This window comes from Gordonia iterans (genome assembly GCF_002993285.1).
Lineage (GTDB): Bacteria > Actinomycetota > Actinomycetes > Mycobacteriales > Mycobacteriaceae > Gordonia > Gordonia iterans.
The window spans coordinates 1209234-1226447 of the sequence record NZ_CP027433.1 but is presented as its reverse complement, the minus strand read 5'-3'; the positions used below and the strand labels follow the sequence as shown (position 1 = coordinate 1226447).

The 17214-nt window shown below is 64.4% G+C and carries 10 protein-coding genes and 3 rRNA genes; 1 reads left to right on the top strand and 12 read right to left on the bottom strand.

The window, feature by feature from the left end:
* Window positions 1–6 precede the first annotated feature (6 nt).
* The 10 genes from C6V83_RS05715 to C6V83_RS05670 all read right to left on the bottom strand — a co-directional run bounded on the left by C6V83_RS05715 (window position 7) and on the right by C6V83_RS05670 (window position 15257).
* Window positions 7–1554: a MazG family protein gene (locus C6V83_RS05715; protein WP_105941581.1), complete on the bottom strand. Its 1548-nt coding sequence runs from the start codon at window positions 1552–1554 to the stop codon at window positions 7–9.
* 115 nt (window positions 1555–1669) lie between these two features.
* On the bottom strand, window positions 1670–5266 hold the full coding sequence (gene mfd / locus C6V83_RS05710) for a transcription-repair coupling factor (protein ID WP_105943745.1): 3597 nt from the start codon (window positions 5264–5266) through the stop codon (window positions 1670–1672).
* A gap of 10 nt (window positions 5267–5276) precedes the next feature.
* The gene (locus C6V83_RS05705; RefSeq protein ID WP_105941580.1) at window positions 5277–6503 is read right to left on the bottom strand and encodes a Dyp-type peroxidase; all 1227 of its coding nucleotides are present in this window, start codon (window positions 6501–6503) and stop codon (window positions 5277–5279) included.
* Window positions 6500–6997, bottom strand: a complete 498-nt coding sequence (locus C6V83_RS05700; protein ID WP_105941579.1) for a copper chaperone PCu(A)C — start codon at window positions 6995–6997, stop codon at window positions 6500–6502. The genes C6V83_RS05705 and C6V83_RS05700 overlap by 4 nt, the downstream gene beginning before the upstream one ends.
* Window positions 6998–7038: 41 nt before the next feature.
* Entirely contained in the window at window positions 7039–7569 is a 531-nt protein-coding gene (locus tag C6V83_RS05695) for a hypothetical protein (protein ID WP_105941578.1), read from the bottom strand.
* A gap of 29 nt (window positions 7570–7598) precedes the next feature.
* Complete coding sequence (locus C6V83_RS05690; RefSeq protein ID WP_105941577.1) at window positions 7599–8090, bottom strand: GNAT family N-acetyltransferase; 492 nt, start codon at window positions 8088–8090, stop codon at window positions 7599–7601.
* Window positions 8087–8806, bottom strand: a complete 720-nt coding sequence (locus C6V83_RS05685) for a TetR/AcrR family transcriptional regulator (protein WP_105943744.1) — start codon at window positions 8804–8806, stop codon at window positions 8087–8089. Before C6V83_RS05685 ends, C6V83_RS05690 begins: the two co-directional genes overlap by 4 nt.
* Window positions 8807–9762: 956 nt before the next feature.
* Window positions 9763–9879: ribosomal RNA gene (rrf, locus tag C6V83_RS05680) — 5S ribosomal RNA — on the bottom strand.
* A 205-nt stretch (window positions 9880–10084) separates the two neighbouring features.
* Window positions 10085–13230 (bottom strand): 23S ribosomal RNA (locus tag C6V83_RS05675).
* Between the two features lie 505 nt (window positions 13231–13735).
* A 16S ribosomal RNA gene (locus C6V83_RS05670) occupies window positions 13736–15257 on the bottom strand.
* The 16S, 23S and 5S rRNA genes sit together here, the layout of an rRNA operon.
* Window positions 15258–15681: 424 nt before the next feature.
* Between C6V83_RS05670 and C6V83_RS05665 the strand changes: the two genes are divergently transcribed.
* Entirely contained in the window at window positions 15682–16122 is a 441-nt protein-coding gene (locus C6V83_RS05665) for a hypothetical protein (RefSeq protein WP_105941576.1), read from the top strand.
* 5 nt (window positions 16123–16127) lie between these two features.
* Here the strand turns inward: C6V83_RS05665 and C6V83_RS05660 are convergent, their stop codons facing one another.
* Window positions 16128–16991: a glycosyltransferase family 2 protein gene (locus C6V83_RS05660; RefSeq protein ID WP_105941575.1), complete on the bottom strand. Its 864-nt coding sequence runs from the start codon at window positions 16989–16991 to the stop codon at window positions 16128–16130.
* Window positions 16988–17131, bottom strand: a complete 144-nt coding sequence (locus tag C6V83_RS18280; protein WP_159067450.1) for a hypothetical protein — start codon at window positions 17129–17131, stop codon at window positions 16988–16990. The genes C6V83_RS05660 and C6V83_RS18280 overlap by 4 nt, the downstream gene beginning before the upstream one ends.
* Window positions 17132–17214: the final 83 nt, after the last annotated feature.

The window sequence follows — 17214 nt, the reverse complement described above, 5'->3', positions numbered from 1 at the left end:
GTCAACCTATTCGTCCCAGTCGGACTTCACGACTAGGTCGGGCACGACAGGGTCCCCGTACGGGAGGTCCAGGGTCCGGTCCTTCGCCTTGATGGGGTCCTTCTTCACTGTGCGTTTCGGGATGGGCGGCGGTGCTGGGAAGTTTGATCTCGACTCCGCTCGATCAGCGAGGGGGTCCGCTCGATCAACGAGGGGGTCCGCTCGATCGGCGAAGGGAGCCGGTCGATCATCAGCGAGGGGGTCCGCTCGGTCATGGCCCGCTGGGAAGTCCTCGGCCTCGGGGAAACCTCCCCGCGGAACCTCGGGACGCGGGGGCGGGGCCTCGTGGGTGCCGGGCTTCGGGAAGGCGAAGTAGAAGGAGCTCGGGTCGTTGAGGGGGACGTTGTCGTACGGCTTGGAGGCCTGGACGGGCGGGATCGAGTCCGTCGTCTCGGTGCCGGGTTTCGCCTCGACCACGACCTCGCCCTCGACTGCCGCCTCACCCTCGTCTACCGCGACGATCTCGGCTTCCACGATGTCGGTGGGCGTTTCGACACGGCTCGTCGCTTCGCTCCTCACCGGCTCAACGAGCGAAGGGACGCTCTCCTCGTCGGGGGGCTCAACGAGCGAAGGGACTATCTCCTCGTCGGGCTCGGCGTCGTCGTACGACATGCCCAAGTATTTGCGCCAGGTGTTCTCGTCCCTCGGGACCACGCCGTCGACGCCCGCGGCGTTCTCGGCGGCGCGCACCTGGCGCATCAGCGTGAGCACGGCCCTGCGGAGGTTGTCCTCGACGCTCTCCCGCGCGTGCTTGCGGACCGGGATGTCGACCCGGGTCAGGTTGGGGCTGATCGCGTCGCGGGGGAAGCCGGCCGCCCCCAGGCGCTCGAACAGCTTCTGCGTCAGCGAGAGCGCCGGCTGCGCGGTCACCAGACCGTCGAGCACGCTTCCCCGGCTCCGCTCGGCAGCCTTACGTTCCTCCCACTCGTTGATCTGGCGCTCGATGTCCGCGTGCTCGCCCGCCAGCACGCCCGGCGTCCGGTACGACACCTTCGAGATGAAGCTCTGCGCGACGTCGTCGATGTCGAACGCGCCGACCGCCGAATCCTCCGCGATCCGAGCGTGGAAGAGCACCTGCAGCAGCAGATCACCCAGCTCGGAGCACAGCTCGCTCGAATCGTCCCCGTCGAACGCGTCGAGCAGCTCGTAGACCTCCTCCAGGAGGTACCTGCGCAGTGAGTCGTGCGTCTGCTGCTTCTCCCACGGACCGGTCCTGCGCAGACGATCCATCAGGGCGACGGCTTCGAGCAGCCTCGTGCCGGTGACGGTCTGTCCGCCGATCAGCTCGTCTCCGTGCGCGATCTGCTGCCTGACCAGCGGATGCTCGCGATCGGACGTGAGCACCACCGACCCCGGCGGAAGCTCCCTCGGCACGCTGACGTACTCGTACGACGGCAGGTCCCACAGCAGCTTGGGATGGACCTCCTCGGTGACGAACACATGCCCAGACAGGTACGACACCCCGTGTGCCGGGATCAGGTCGGGCAGCGCTGGATCCATCAGGATCACCGGCATCTCGGTACACCTCCGCGCGAGCGTTCAACGTCTTATCGGATCAAACGTACGCCCTCGGACCCCACACTTGGCGACGGCACGACAGAACCACGACGGCGCAGCCGCCACACCGGCGTCAGTCTCGCGGCAGGAGCGTGGTCAGGAAGGTCACCAAGTACTGGATCAGGTCGTCGTCGCGCAGTCTCGGCGAGCCCATCCCCGCCGTCCGCGGGACGGGCAGCATCACGGTGTGCGTCGTCGCGCGATAGTTCGCCGACTTGTACAGCCGGGCGAGACGGACCTGCTCGCTGTCGACCAGCACCAGCGGAGCGAGACGCACGTTCTCGCCCGCCAGCGTCACCTCGGTGACCCCGCGCTCACGGCATCGCAGTCGCAGCCGCGCGATCGACGCCAGCCGCCGGGTCTCGACCGGAGGCTCGCCGTAGCGGTCGTTCAGCTCGGCCATCACCTCGTCGACGTCCGTATCCGATGCCGCCGAGGCCAGCTTCCGGTACGCCTCCAGCCGCAGACGGTCGGCCTCGACGTACTCGACCGGGATGTGCGCGTCGACCGGCAGATCGATCCGCACCTCCTTGGTCTCCTCCTGACTGATCGCCTGCCCGTCGGCGGCTGCGCGATAGGCTTCCACCGCCTCGCCGACCAGCCGCACGTACAGGTCGAACCCGACGCCGGCCACATGGCCCGACTGCTCGGCGCCCAGCACGTTGCCGGCACCGCGCAGTTCCAGATCCTTCAGCGCCACAGCCATTCCCGCACCGAGCTCGTTGTTCTGCGCAATGGTCGCGAGCCTGTCGTACGCGGTCTCCGTCAACGGCTTCTCGCCGCTGTAGAAGAGATAGGCGTACCCGCGCTCGCGCGACCGCCCCACCCGCCCGCGCAACTGGTGCAACTGCGACAGGCCGAAGTTCTCGGCCCGGTCGACGATCAGCGTGTTCGCGTTCGAGATGTCCAGGCCGGTCTCGATGATCGTCGTGCACACCAGGACGTCGTACTCCCGGTTCCAGAACGCATCGACGGTCTTCTCCAGCAGTTCCTCCGGCATCTGCCCGTGTGCCACAGCGATTCTCGCCTCCGGCACCATCCGGGCCAGAGCCTTGGCCGTCTTGTCGATGGTCGAGACCCGGTTGTGCACGTAGAACACCTGGCCGTCGCGCAGCAGCTCACGCCGGATCGCCGCGCCGACCTGCTTCTCCGAATACGCGCCGACGTACGTGAGCACCGGGTGCCGCTCCTCCGGCGGTGTGAGGATGGTCGACATCTCCCGGATGCCGGCCATCGACATCTCCAGCGTCCGCGGTATCGGCGTCGCGGACATCGTCAGCACATCGACGTGCGTCCGCAACGACTTGATGTGCTCCTTGTGCTCGACGCCGAAGCGCTGCTCCTCGTCGACGATCACCAGTCCGAGGTCCTTCCACACCACGCCGGTCTGCAACAACCGATGCGTGCCGATCACCACGTCCACCTCGCCCGAGGCCATCTCCCGGATGATCTCCTTGGACTCCGCCGGCGAAGTGAACCGCGAAAGACCACGCACCTTCACCGGGAAGCCCGCCATGCGTTCGGCGAACGTCTGAAGATGTTGTCCGGCAAGGATCGTCGTCGGCACCAGCACCGCCACCTGCTTGCCGTCCTGCACCGCCTTGAACGCCGCGCGCACCGCGATCTCGGTCTTGCCGTAGCCGACGTCGCCGACGATCACCCGGTCCATCGGCACCGGCTTCTCCATGTCGGCCTTGACCTCGGCGATCACCGTCATCTGGTCGACGGTCTCGGTGAAGTCGAATGCGTCCTCCATCTCGCGCTGCCACGGGGTGTCCGGCGCGAACGCGTGCCCGGGCGCCGCATGCCGCGCCGCGTACAGCTGCACCAGTTCCCCGGCGATCTCGCGAACTGCCTTGCGCGCCTTGCGTTTCGTGTTGGCCCAGTCGCTGCCGCCGAGCTTGCTCAGGGCGGGCTGCTCGCCGCCGACGTACCGCGACAGCTGATCCAGCGACTCCATCGGCACAAACAGCCGGTCGCCCGGCTGGCCGCGCTTTCCGGGCGCGTACTCGAGGACCAGATATTCGCGCCGCGCGCCCTGCACGGTCCGCTCGATCATCTCGACGAAGCGCCCGATGCCGTGCTGGTCGTGCACGACCAGGTCGCCCGCGGTCAGCGCCAGCGGATCCACCTGGTTGCGCCGCTTGGCGGGCAGCTTGCGGCCGTCTTTCACACCGACCACCCGCGCGCCGGTCAGATCGGCCTCGGTGACGACGACGAGCGATCCGCCGGCGAGCCGATGGCAGACGAGTCCATGACGAAGGGTTCCGTGGTACACCGACACCGCGTCCTCGGTGGGCGTCTCGCCGTCGTCCATCAGCCGCGCGGGAACTTCGGCCTCCCGCAGACGTTCGACGAACCGCTGCGCCGTGCCCCGGCCCGCCGCGACCACTGCCGCCCGGCCGCCCGAGGCCAGCTGGGCCCGCAGGCCCGCGAGCAGATCGGCGATCGCCGTCTCGTCTCCATGCGGCGCCGGCCCCGCCTGCACGTCGAGCTCCACCTCGTCCCCGCCGCCCGACGAGATCGGACTGAAGGTCCACCACGATCGCCCCGCCGCGATCGTCGCCCGCTCCACCTCGGACACCGGCCGGTAGGCGCTCGCTTGCAAGTCGACGCTTCCGGCCTGCACCGGAGCACCCGCACCGAGCGCGGCGGCGTTCCACGACGCCTCCAGGAACTCCGCCCCGGTCCGCTCCAGGTCGGCCGCCCGCGTGCGGACCTTCTCCGGGTCCAGCACCAGCACGCGTGTGGTCGCCGGCAGCACTTCGGTGAGCAACTGCATCTGCCCCTCGACGAGCGCCGGGATCATCGCCTCCATGCCCTCGACCGGGATTCCCTCGGCGAGCTTGGTGAGCATCTCGGCCAGCGCCTCGTCGTCGGTCGTCTCGGCGAGTTCGCCGGCGCGCGCCCGCACCTGCTCGGTGAGCACCAGCTCGCGGCACGGGTGAATCTGCACGCCACCGCCCCGCGAGCCCGTCGAGCCCGTCGAAAGGTCGATCTCCGCCTGCGTCCGCTGATCGGCCACCGAGAACGCCCGCATGTCGGTGATCTCGTCGCCCCAGAACTCCACGCGCACCGGATAATCGGCCGTCGTCGGGAAGACGTCGAGGATGCCGCCGCGGACCGCGAACTCGCCGCGCCGGCCGACCATGTCCACTCGCTCGTAGGCCATCTCGACCAGCTGCTCCACCAGACCGTCGAAGTCCACCTCGAGGCCCTCGCGAAGCGTCAGCGTCCGCAGCGAGCCCAGCCCCGGCGCCATCGGCTGGATCAGCGACCGCACCGTGGTGATCACCACCCGCAGCGGATCGCCGTCGGGGTCGGCCAGCCGATGCAGCACCGCGAGCCGCTGGCCGACGGTGTCCGCGCTGGGCGAGAGCCGCTCGTGCGGCAGCGTCTCCCACGACGGGAACTGCGCCACCGCGTCGGCGCCGTCGCCGACCATCTCCGACAGCTCCTTGGTCAGGTCGTCGGCCTCGCGCCCGTTGGCGGTCACCACCAGCAGCGGACCGGCGCCCGCCTGCGCCAGCGTCGCCGCCACGAACGGCCGCGCCGCATCGGGGGCGGTCAGCGCGAGCCGCGGCTCGGCGATCCTCTCCCGGAGGACGTCGAAGGCGCCGTCGCGCGTGGCATAGGCGTTCAGCCCGGACAGAGAGGGAGTGGTCGACACTCCGGTCATTCTAGGCGTCCAGCAACGACGCCCCCAGCGGAGCCTGCGGCGTCGCACCCGGCAGGATGGCGTACACCGACGACCCGATCGGCGTGGTCCAGACGTTGAGGTCGTCGTGCTCGGCCAACCGCTGCTGCACGGGAACGAACTGCCGCACCGGATCCCGCTGCACCGTGGTGAAGATGAGCCCGCTGTTGGAGGTGTCCCTTTCGACAGGCTCAAGGGGCTCGACAGGCTCAAGGGGCTCGACGGGCTCAAGGGGCCCAGTGGCCGGGCTCTCGTCGTAGTGGTAGCTGCGGCGGAGGAACTGCTCGTGGTCGGCACGACGACGGGCGCGGGCGATGTGCGACGACGCCGGGATCACCGGAATGCCGCCACGCGTCGCGGTGAAGTCGGGCTCGTCGTGCTCCTGAGTTCCGGTGAGCGGCGCGCCGTTGTCCAGGTTCCGTCCGACGACCAGCTCCCTTGGGCCCCGGTCGAGCTCCTCCCACGTGTCCATGTGCATGGCGATCCGGCGGATCACCATCGACGTGCCGCCGGCCAGCCAAGGCTGCTCCGCGCCGTCGTCCCAGACCAGCTCGTCGTGCCTGCCGCCTTCCGGCTGCTCGGTCCCGTCGATCTGACCGAACAGGTTGCGCCGGGAGTAGAAGCCCCGCTGAACCCACTTGACGCGCAGCCGGGTGCGCACCGAGGCGGTGAGGATGCGGGTGGCGTGCGCCAGAGCGAGCGCCGAGTCGGACCCGATCAGCAACAGCACGTCGGTCTGTCCCCATCGGTCCTCCAACCGATCGATGGAGAAGGGCGGCAACGGCTTGAGCCACGACGGGCGGCGTTCGGCCAGCCGCGGCGCCTCGAACACCCGCGGCCCCAGACCGACGGTCACCGTCATGTTCGACGGCGACGTCGCCAGCTCCGGCTCGGGATCGGCCAGGCCGGCCTGCCCCTGGGTGAGCCGAGCGGCGTCCTCGGTCCACAGCTTGAGGACCCCGGCGAGCGCCCCGAGGTCGGCGGGCTCGACCATGTCCAGGCCGATGTAGTTGGCGTGCGCGGCTTCGGGCGTGGTGATTCCCGCCTGGTGATGTCCGTAGAAGTCCACCGTCTGCCGCGCCGGCTCGGCGTCGGACGTCACACGTCCGACGCCGACACCGGCGGCAGCACCGATCCCCAGCCCCGCGAGGCCGGCCGATCCGGTGAGAAGACTACGGCGCGAGATCCGGGCGGATCCGCGCTTCGTCACTGGTGGTAGTCCTCCTGGTTGCCGCTGAAGTCACGCGCGAGCGCGTCGACCTTCTGCGTCGAGCCGTCCGCCATCCGCAGCTCGATCTCGACGGAGTCGCCCGCCTTGATCGGCTGCTTCAGGTCCATCAGCATGATGTGGTCGGCGCCCGGCTTCAGTTCCAGGCTGCCGTTCGCCGGGATCAGATAGCCGTCCTTCTTCTCGCGCATCACGGCCGCACCGGCGTCCGGCACGATCTCGTGCAACTCAGTCTTTCCGGCGACTGGGCTGCTCGCGGACACGACGCGGATGTCGGTGTCCGAGTCGTTCGTCAGGACGGCGAAGGCGGCGGTCATGCCGTTGTCGGCGGCCTTGACCCATTGATCGGCGACGCCCAGCGACTGTGCCTGCGGCGTCGTCGTGCCGTCGTCGGAACTGCACCCGGTCGCGAGGAGGACGGGTGCGAGGGCGGCGACGAGTACCGTCGCCAAAGAGAACTTTCGGCGATTTGCCATGAGAGATGACCCCTGTGTCTAGGTGGGTGTGGAATCGGAACTCACGCCGCGAGGGGCGGAGCGCGCGTTCCCACCGAGAGCACAGGTTGCAGTGCGTGCAGCACGGCACCGCTGCGGTACGCCCTGACATACGACGGCGAGCGCCGCGCCGGACGGTACCCCGGAACGGTCGCCCGCGCCGACGACAGCAGACCCAGCAGCCACTGCAGGGCCGCGAGCGCGACGACGGCCGCGGGCAGCGCCGCCGCATGCCATCCCAGCATGGCGGCGCCGTTGACGTCGTGGTGACCGGCGTGCGGGCCGAGCAGAGTGAGCGCCCCGTGTGCGGCGGCCTGACCGGTCACCAGCACCGCGCCCAACGACAGTGTGCCGCTTTCCAATCGACCGCGCCGGCGTCGTCGTCGATCCCGATCCACCTGTGCCGCACGGGCCGCGCCGACCGCCACAGCGGTCACCGCGAGGATCAGGAACTGCCTCGTGTCGGGATGGAAGCCGCCGGCGAACCCGTGCGCGGCGATGCCGAGGATCGCGGAGACGAGGCCAGCCGACAGGCCGTTCACGCGCGCGATCATGCCTCCAGGCTACTACCGGGGGTATCGAGTCAGAGAATCAGCGGCCGCTGCAGGATGACGCAGTCGAGCGTTCGGCCGAACTTCTCCCCGACGCCGGGCAGCCGCCCGGTCTCGCGGAACCCGAGCCTGCGGTGCAGCGCGATCGACGCTTCGACGTCGCCGGAGATCATCGCGATCACTTCCCGTACTCTCACCGGATCGGCGGCCTCCAGCAGAGCAGCCAGCAGACGGGTGCCGAGGCCGCGGCCCGCCGCCTGCTCGCGCAGATAGACGGTGTCCTCCACAGTGTGCTGCCAGCCTGCGCGATTCCGGAAGGTCCCCAGGTACGCGAAGCCCTGCACACCGGACTCGTCTTCGGCGACCAGGAACGGCAACCCGTCGTCGCTGACGGTGGTGAGCGTCTCGCGCCACCATCGTTCATCGGGAGCCTCGAAGGCCCAGGTGGCCGTCGAGTTCTGGACATAGTGGCGGTAGATCTCGGTGACCGCGGCCAGATCCGCGTCCGTCGCGGCCCGGATCATTCTTCGGCGTCGACTTCCACCACGACGGTCTCCGGATCCGGCTCGGTGTAGTCGGGCCCGACGAGGACGGGATTCGCCTCCAAGCGCGTCAGGCCGTTCCAGCACAGGTTCACCAGGTGCGCCGCGACGACCTCCTTGGGCGGCTCTCGCACGTCGAGCCACCACTGCGCCGTCACCGACACCATGCCGACCAGCGCCTGTGCATACAGCGGCGCGAGCGCCGGATCGAAGCCACGTCGCTCGAAGTCGCCGGCAAGGATGTGCTCCACCTGGCTGATCGCATCGTTGAGCAGGCTGCCATACCGGGTCGCCTCGCCGGATGCGCTCTCCGCCGTCGACTCCCCGCGCACCAGAATCTGGAAGCCTTCGGTCCGTTCCTCCATGTAGGTCAGCAGCGCCAAGGCAACCTGCTGGATCCGGTACAAGGACCGGTTCTTGCTGAGCGACGACGTCACCATCTCCAGGAGAGTCTCCATCTCCCGATCGACGACGACGGCATACAGTCCCTCTTTGCCGCCGAAGTGCTCGTACACGATGGGCTTGGAGACGCCGGCTCGCTGCGCGACCTCCTCGATGGAGGTGCCCTCGAACCCGCGCTCGGCGAACAGCCCGCGCGCCACCTCGATCAGTTGCAGACGACGCTGCGCGCCCGTCATTCGCGCCCGCGGCGCCTTCACGACTTCTTCGGAACTCTTGTCCGGCCGACCCACTGCCATACCCACAGCCTAGATGCATGCGGGCACTGCCCAAGTTCGTGGCTCGCAGGCGCCGCCCGCCACCGACCGAAAGGCGGTTTCGACTCCGGCTCACTGCGTTCGCCGGGCTCAACCAGCGAAAGACCAGCCTCGCGTCTGGCCGGCGCACCCGACCGTGGAGCGAGCCACCGTTTCGATGGTTGAACGAGCCACCGTTTCGATGGTTGAGCGAGCGGAGCGAGTCGAAACCACGCCGTCCGCGTTCTGCCGCACGCCTGGTTCGGTGTCCCGCGACGGTCGTGGCGTCGTCGCGACGGTCGGGTGTGGGAGCGACGGTCGGGTGTGTCGCTGGTGTGCTCGGTTGTCGCGGTCGTGTGCCGAGTGTCGCGGCTGGCGGGGGCGGGTGCGGGGGTGGGTGGTTTCGACTTCGGCTCACTGCGTTCGCCGGGCTCAACCAGCGAAAGACCAGTCTCGCGTCTAGCCGGCGCACCCGACCGTGGGGTGGGCCGCCGTGTCGTTGGTTGAGCGAGCCCCTGTTTCGTTGGTTGAGCGAGCGGAGCGAGTCGAAACCGGACCGCACGACGCTCCCTCGATGGTTGAGCGAGCGGAGCGAGTCGAAACCGGACCGTGTGACGCTCCCTCGATGGTTGAGCGAGCGGAGCGAGTCGAAACCACGCCGCCCGCGTTCTGCCGCACGCCTGGTTGGGTGTCCGCGACGGTCGTGGGACGGTCGCGACGGTCGGCTGTGGGAGCGACGGTCGGGTGTGTCGCTGGTGTGCTCGGTTGTCGCGGTCGTGTGCCGAGTGTCGCCGCTGCCAGGGGGCGAGTAGGGGTGGGTGGTTTCGACTTCGGCTCACTGCGTTCGCCGGGCTCAACCAGCGAAACAGCAGTCTCGTCTCTGGTCGGCCCGCTCAACCGTGGGGATGTGAAGAAGGCCCCCGGAACCTAGGGGTTCCGGGGGCCTTCTCTGTGGTTGTGTTCGGCGGTGTCCTACTCTCCCACACTGATTAAAGTGCAGTACCATCGGCGCTGGAGGGCTTAGCTTCCGGGTTCGGAATGGGGCCGGGCGTTTCCCCTCCGCTATGGCCGCCGTAACTCTGTGAAATTAACGGTTGCGCGGGGCGCAACGATGAACGACTGAAGGCTGTAATTCATTTGATAGCGGCCTACGGCCACAACGAACCTCCTTCGTCGCTTCGTTGTCGAATCTCCTACGTCGATTCGAAAAACCCGCGTGTGCGTGTTATTTCAGAGGTGCATAGTGGATGCGTAGCGTTCAAGTCTTGGTGTTTGGGTGTTGTTGGTAAGTCCTCGGCCGATTAGTACCAGTCACCTGAACACATTGCTGTGCGTACAGTTCTGGCCTATCAACCCCATGGTCTGTAGGGGGCCTTACCCCACCAATGGTGGGTGAGAAACCTCATCTTGGAACAGGCTTCCCGCTTAGATGCTTTCAGCGGTTATCCCTTCCGAACGTAGCTAACCAGCGGTGCTCCTGGCGGAACAACTGGCACACCAGAGGTTCGTCCGTCCCGGTCCTCTCGTACTAGGGACAGGTTTCCTCAAGTTTCTAGACGCGCGCGGCGGATAGAGACCGAACTGTCTCACGACGTTCTAAACCCAGCTCGCGTGCCGCTTTAATGGGCGAACAGCCCAACCCTTGGGACCTACTCCAGCCCCAGGATGCGACGAGCCGACATCGAGGTGCCAAACCATCCCGTCGATATGGACTCTTGGGGAAGATCAGCCTGTTATCCCCGGGGTACCTTTTATCCGTTGAGCGACACCGCTTCCACTTGCCGGTGCCGGATCACTAGTCCCGACTTTCGTCCCTGCTCGACATGTACGTCTCACAGTCAAGCTCCCTTGTGCACTTACACTCAACACCTGATTGCCATCCAGGCTGAGGGAACCTTTGGGCGCCTCCGTTACATTTTAGGAGGCAACCGCCCCAGTTAAACTACCCACCAGGCACTGTCCCTGAACCCGATCAGGGTCCGAGGTTAGAAGCCCAATACGATCAGAGTGGTATTTCAACAACGACTCCACACACACTGGCGTGCCTGCTTCACAGTCTCCCACCTATCCTACACAAACCGTACCGAACACCAATACCAAGCTATAGTGAAGGTCCCGGGGTCTTTTCGTCCTGCCGCGCGTAACGAGCATCTTTACTCGTACTGCAATTTCGCCGAGTCTGTGGTTGAGACAGCAGAGAAGTCGTTACGCCATTCGTGCAGGTCGGAACTTACCCGACAAGGAATTTCGCTACCTTAGGATGGTTATAGTTACCACCGCCGTTTACTGGGGCTTAAATTCTCAGCTTCACCACCACAAAGGTGATTAACCGGTCCTCTTAACCTTCCAGCACCGGGCAGGCGTCAGTCCGTATACCTCGTCTTACGACTTCGCACGGACCTGTGTTTTTAGTAAACAGTCGCTTCTCTCTGGTCTCTGCGACCACCCCCAGCTCAAGCAGCAAGTGCCGTCACCAGACGTGGTCCCCCTTCTCCCGAAGTTACGGGGGCAATTTGCCGAGTTCCTTAACCACAGTTCTCTCGATCGCCTTAGTATTCTCTACCTGACCACCTGTGTCGGTTTGGGGTACGGGCCGTGTACCAACTCACTAGAGGCTTTTCTCGGCAGCATAGGATCACAGAATTCACCTCAACGGCTACGCATCACCTCTCACACACCATGAGACACGGATTTACCTATGCCTCGTGCTACCGGCTTACACCACGACAACCAACCGCGTGGCCCTGCTACCTTCCTGCGTCACCCCATCGCTTGACTACTACACACAAGGTCCCACGCAGCCACACCCAGAACACCCCGAAGGATGAAAAAGATGCTTTTGGGTGGTTAGTACATGCGATTCGTCATTGGGCGCGGATACACGGGTACGGGAATATCAACCCGTTGTCCATCGACTACGCCTGTCGGCCTCGCCTTAGGTCCCGACTCACCCTGGGCGGATTAACCTGGCCCAGGAACCCTTGGTCATTCGGCGGACAAGTTTCTCACTTGTCTTTCGCTACTCATGCCTGCATTCTCACTCCCACACCCTCCACAACCCGTCACCAGACTGCTTCCTCGAGTGCAGGACGCTCCCCTACCCAACCACACCACTACACCACCCCCCACAGGAGATGATGGATGTTACACGTGTGATTGCCGCGGCTTCGGCGGTGTACTTGAGCCCCGCTACATTGTCGGCGCAGGACCACTTGACCAGTGAGCTATTACGCACTCTTTCAAGGGTGGCTGCTTCTAAGCCAACCTCCTGGTTGTCTCAGCAATCCCACATCCTTTTCCACTTAGTACACGCTTAGGGGCCTTAGCCGGCGATCTGGGCTGTTTCCCTCTCGACTACGAAGCTTATCCCCCGCAGTCTCACTGCCACGCTCTCACTTACCGGCATTCGGAGTTTGGTTGACGTCAGTAACCTAGTAGGGCCCATCGGCCATCCAGTAGCTCTACCTCCGGCAAGAAACACGTGACGCTGCACCTAAATGCATTTCGGGGAGAACCAGCTATCACGGAGTTTGATTGGCCTTTCACCCCTACCCACAACTCATCCCCTCCATTTTCAACTGAAGTGGGTTCGGGCCTCCACCACATCTTACTGTGGCTTCACCCTGGCCATGGGTAGATCACTCCGCTTCGGGTCTAGACCCAGCGACTCAACACGCCCTATTCAGACTCGCTTTCGCTACGGCTACCCCACCACGGGTTAACCTCGCCACTGAGCACTAACTCGCAGGCTCATTCTTCAAAAGGCACGCCATCACCAACCACCCCAAAGGGTGCGCCAGCTCTGACGGATTGTAAGCGTCCGGTTTCAGGTACTATTTCACTCCCCTCCCGGGGTACTTTTCACCTTTCCCTCACGGTACTCGTCCGCTATCGGTCACCAGGAAGTATTCAGGCTTACCGGGTGGTCCCGGCAGATTCACAGCAGATTCCACGAGCCCGCTGCTACTCGGGAAACACCGAAGCCAGGCATTGCGTTTTCAGTTACCGGACTCTCACCGTCTACGGCAGACCATCCCAGGCCACTTCACCTAACACAACACTTTCTCACTGACCGCTATGCCGGCAGACACAGCAACGATGCTCCCACAACACCACACGCACAACCCCTGCCGAGTATCACATACGCGCGGTTTAGCCTCATCCACTTTCGCTCGCCACTACTCACGGAATCACATATTGTTTTCTCTTCCTATGGGTACTGAGATGTTTCACTTCCCCACGTTCCCCCCGCACCGGCTATACATTCACCGGGCGGTAACACCACACAACTGGTGCTGGGTTTCCCCATTCGGACACCCTCGGATCACAGCTCGTTTGACAACTCCCCGAGGACTATCGCGGCCTACCACGTCCTTCATCGGCTCCTGGTACCAAGGCATCCACCGAACGCCCTAAAACACTTACAACAACACCCACAAACACACCCCACACCCCACCAACCCCCAAAAAAAAGAGACCAGCCAGGCTGCGAGACACGAATGTGGACACCTACACACAACATGAGTACAACTGCATCTTCGTTAAAAGAACAGAAACCATAAATCGTATAAATTGCAGTACAAACACCAAAACAAGATTTTTGATGCTCGCATCCACTATGCACTTCTCAAACAACACACACCCACCCACCCCAGACACGCACCCAACCAGCACGCCGAAAGTCAGTGAACACCAAGAAAACCCCTCCACCCCCAAACACCCCCAAGGGTGCCGGCAGCAGGCCTGTTTCCTCAGAACCCCGATAGTGTGTGACATCCGCTACGCCGGTCACCCGACCGCAGCCCACCCCGCACCGATCCGTCACAGTGACGAACCAGCACACCCAGGATGGCTTCTCATGTTTCACCCTCGAACAAACACACAGCCGGCCATGAACAGACCAGAAACTGTTTGTTGTAGTTTGCTCCTTAGAAAGGAGGTGATCCAGCCGCACCTTCCGGTACGGCTACCTTGTTACGACTTCGTCCCAATCGCCGATCCCACCTTCGACGGCTCCCCCCCTCACGGGTTAGGCCACCGGCTTCGGGTGTTACCGACTTTCATGACGTGACGGGCGGTGTGTACAAGGCCCGGGAACGTATTCACCGCAGCGTTGCTGATCTGCGATTACTAGCGACTCCGACTTCATGGGGTCGAGTTGCAGACCCCAATCCGAACTGAGACACGCTTTAAGGGATTCGCTCCACCTCACGGTATCGCAGCCCTCTGTACGCGCCATTGTAGCATGTGTGAAGCCCTGGACATAAGGGGCATGATGACTTGACGTCATCCCCACCTTCCTCCGAGTTGACCCCGGCAGTCTCCTGCAAGTCCCCACCATTACGTGCTGGCAATACAGGACAAGGGTTGCGCTCGTTGCGGGACTTAACCCAACATCTCACGACACGAGCTGACGACAGCCATGCACCACCTGTACACCAACCACAAGGGAATATGTATCTCTACATACGTCTGGTGTATGTCAAACCCAGGTAAGGTTCTTCGCGTTGCATCGAATTAATCCACATGCTCCGCCGCTTGTGCGGGCCCCCGTCAATTCCTTTGAGTTTTAGCCTTGCGGCCGTACTCCCCAGGCGGGGTACTTAATGCGTTAGCTACGGCACAGAATCCGTGAAATGGACCCCACACCTAGTACCCACCGTTTACGGCGTGGACTACCAGGGTATCTAATCCTGTTCGCTCCCCACGCTTTCGCTCCTCAGCGTCAGTTACTACCCAGAGACCCGCCTTCGCCACCGGTGTTCCTCCTGATATCTGCGCATTTCACCGCTACACCAGGAATTCCAGTCTCCCCTGTAGTACTCAAGTCTGCCCGTATCGCCTGCACGCCTGCAATTGAGTTGCAGGATTTCACAGACGACGCGACAAACCGCCTACGAGCTCTTTACGCCCAGTAATTCCGGACAACGCTCGCACCCTACGTATTACCGCGGCTGCTGGCACGTAGTTGGCCGGTGCTTCTTCTCCAGGTACCGTCACTCACGCTTCGTCCCTGGCGAAAGAGGTTTACAACCCGAAGGCCGTCATCCCTCACGCGGCGTCGCTGCATCAGGCTTGCGCCCATTGTGCAATATTCCCCACTGCTGCCTCCCGTAGGAGTCTGGGCCGTGTCTCAGTCCCAGTGTGGCCGATCACCCTCTCAGGTCGGCTACCCGTCGTCGCCTTGGTAGGCCATTACCCCACCAACAAGCTGATAGGCCGCGGGCCCATCTCACACCGCAAAAGCTTTCCACCACCAACCATGCGATCAGTGGTCATATCCAGTATTAGACCCAGTTTCCCAAGCTTATCCCAGAGTGCAAGGCAGATCACCCACGTGTTACTCACCCGTTCGCCACTCGAGTACCCAGCAAGCTGGGCCTTTCCGTTCGACTTGCATGTGTTAAGCACGCCGCCAGCGTTCGTCCTGAGCCAGGATCAAACTCTCCAACAAAAACACAATCAGAGAAAAGACCTGACCAAAAAACAATCCAAAAAATCAACTGGCAAAAAAAATCAATCTCATCCAAAAAGACAGACCAACTCACACCAGATGACAAAACAAATGGCACAAGAAAATCCATCACACACTATCGAGTTCTCAAAAAACACACACCCACCAACACGCCCAAACACACAGCCCGAACGAACATCAGCAAGCAAGAGTCACGCCACCCGACACGCGGGCAACTGTTCCAGTCTAGAAGACTGGAACGTAGATTGTCAACCCTCTAGCGGAAGTTTCTTTCGGAACTTCGCTGTCGGCGACCTTCACTAAGTTACACACGCGTCAACGCAAAGACAACTCCGCTGGTCAAGCGCGTTTCCGAACGCGCCGATCTGTCAACGGCGACGAGGCGGCTCGGTAGGATCGCGTCATGAACCTGTCTCACGTCTTTTCCGCTCGCCGCCGGGCGCTGATCGCCGGCTGCCTGGCCGTCGGCCTCGCTCTCACGTTGTCGGCGTGCGGAGCGCCGACAGGCAAGGACGACCCGGAGACCAACCGGCAGACCGCGCAGCTGATTCTCGACAGCTTCGTGAAGTCCTACAACCAGGAGGGGCTCGCGACCGCGGTCGATCAGAACGTCTGTCCCGATGATCGGCCGGCGTTCGACGGCCGAGGCACCCTCGACGGGTCCTCCGACGCGACCGGCACGATGCAGGCCGTGAGCCAAGTGTCGGTCGACGGCACCTCCGCGTCGGCCGCCGTGTCCGTCGGTTCGGCCGGCGCACAGGCGCAGCAGTACGCGGTGACCCTGTCGAAGGCGCCGGGCGTGGGCTGGTGCGTCTCGGAGATCGTCGCGGCCGCGCACCAGTAACCGGCTCACCAGTAGAGCGTGCGGTACTTCATGCTTCCGCGGATCCGCCCGACCAGGTTGCCGGTGATCCAGACCCACTGCCCCAACCGCCGGCGCGACCACGACCACGGCCAGACCGGCGCCATGCCGAGGCTGACCCCGGCATGGACCGGAAACCACCACCATTGGCGACCGGGTGCGCCGTACTGCTTGGCGACCCGGGCTTCCTCACACCCGTAGTCGACCGCCTGCGCCCACGTCTCCAGCAAACCGGTGCGAAACCGAAAGGCGACCAGGGCCTCGGGGGCATGGATGAAGCGGTAGCCGGCCGTCTGCACCCGCCAGCAGAACTCGACGTCGCTGGCCGCCGTCGGATACGACTCGTCCCCGCCGCCGACGGCGTCGAACACGTCGCGCCGGATTCCGAGGTTGCAGCCGAACGTGATCGGCAGGAATCGCCCCATCACGAACGCCTCGCTCGGTTCCGGCAGTTCCCGCCAGGCCGCGACGACCGGATCGTTCAGCGTCTCGCGTTCCAGTGGACCGCCGACGAGGTGGCCCTCGCGCCCGGCCTCCACCATCGCCCGTAACCAGCCCGGGTGCACCGCGTCGTCCTGGTCGCAGTAGACGATGAAGTCGTAGACCGCGGCCCGGGTCCCCACGTTCCGTGCGTGCGTGGTTCCGGCGACGTCCGACGAGTCGACTCGCCGGAGCGCCAGCACCTCTCGCGCCGGGTGTCTCGCCAGGTACGCGTCGAGCTGTTCGCTCCCCTCGTTGTCGCTGACGACCACATCGAAGGCCCCGTCGTAGTCTTGCCGGGTGAGCGCCCGGAGCTGCACGTCGAGGTCGGGCAGTCCCCGGTAATACGCGATCACCACCGAGGCCGTCATACCAGTACGTCCTCGTCGCAGCGGGCGCGGCACTCGCCCACAGTCGCCGCAGGCCGCTGCGAGACCTCGCGCAGCACCGCCACCAGGTTCCCGACCACGGTCGCTGCGCTGCCGCGGTCCAGGCGGCGCACCGGATACACCAGGGCGCCCCGGATGCCCGCGGCTGGTCGTCGGCCCCGGGCCGGGCCCGGAGCTCCGGCGTGCCGAGCATTCCGGTCCAGTA

What these genes read in the sequence shown, in the direction of transcription:
- C6V83_RS05700 (WP_105941579.1), bottom strand. Translation starts at nt 6,997, where the DNA reads ATGGCAAATCGCCGAAAGTTCTCTTTGGCGACGGTACTCGTCGCCGCC.
- C6V83_RS05690 (WP_105941577.1), bottom strand. Translation starts at nt 8,090, where the DNA reads ATGATCCGGGCCGCGACGGACGCGGATCTGGCCGCGGTCACCGAGATC.
- C6V83_RS05660 (WP_105941575.1), bottom strand. Translation starts at nt 16,991, where the DNA reads ATGACGGCCTCGGTGGTGATCGCGTATTACCGGGGACTGCCCGACCTC.
- C6V83_RS05685 (WP_105943744.1), bottom strand. Translation starts at nt 8,806, where the DNA reads ATGGCAGTGGGTCGGCCGGACAAGAGTTCCGAAGAAGTCGTGAAGGCG.
- C6V83_RS05695 (WP_105941578.1), bottom strand. Translation starts at nt 7,569, where the DNA reads ATGATCGCGCGCGTGAACGGCCTGTCGGCTGGCCTCGTCTCCGCGATC.
- C6V83_RS05715 (WP_105941581.1), bottom strand. Translation starts at nt 1,554, where the DNA reads ATGCCGGTGATCCTGATGGATCCAGCGCTGCCCGACCTGATCCCGGCA.
- C6V83_RS05665 (WP_105941576.1), top strand. Translation starts at nt 15,682, where the DNA reads ATGAACCTGTCTCACGTCTTTTCCGCTCGCCGCCGGGCGCTGATCGCC.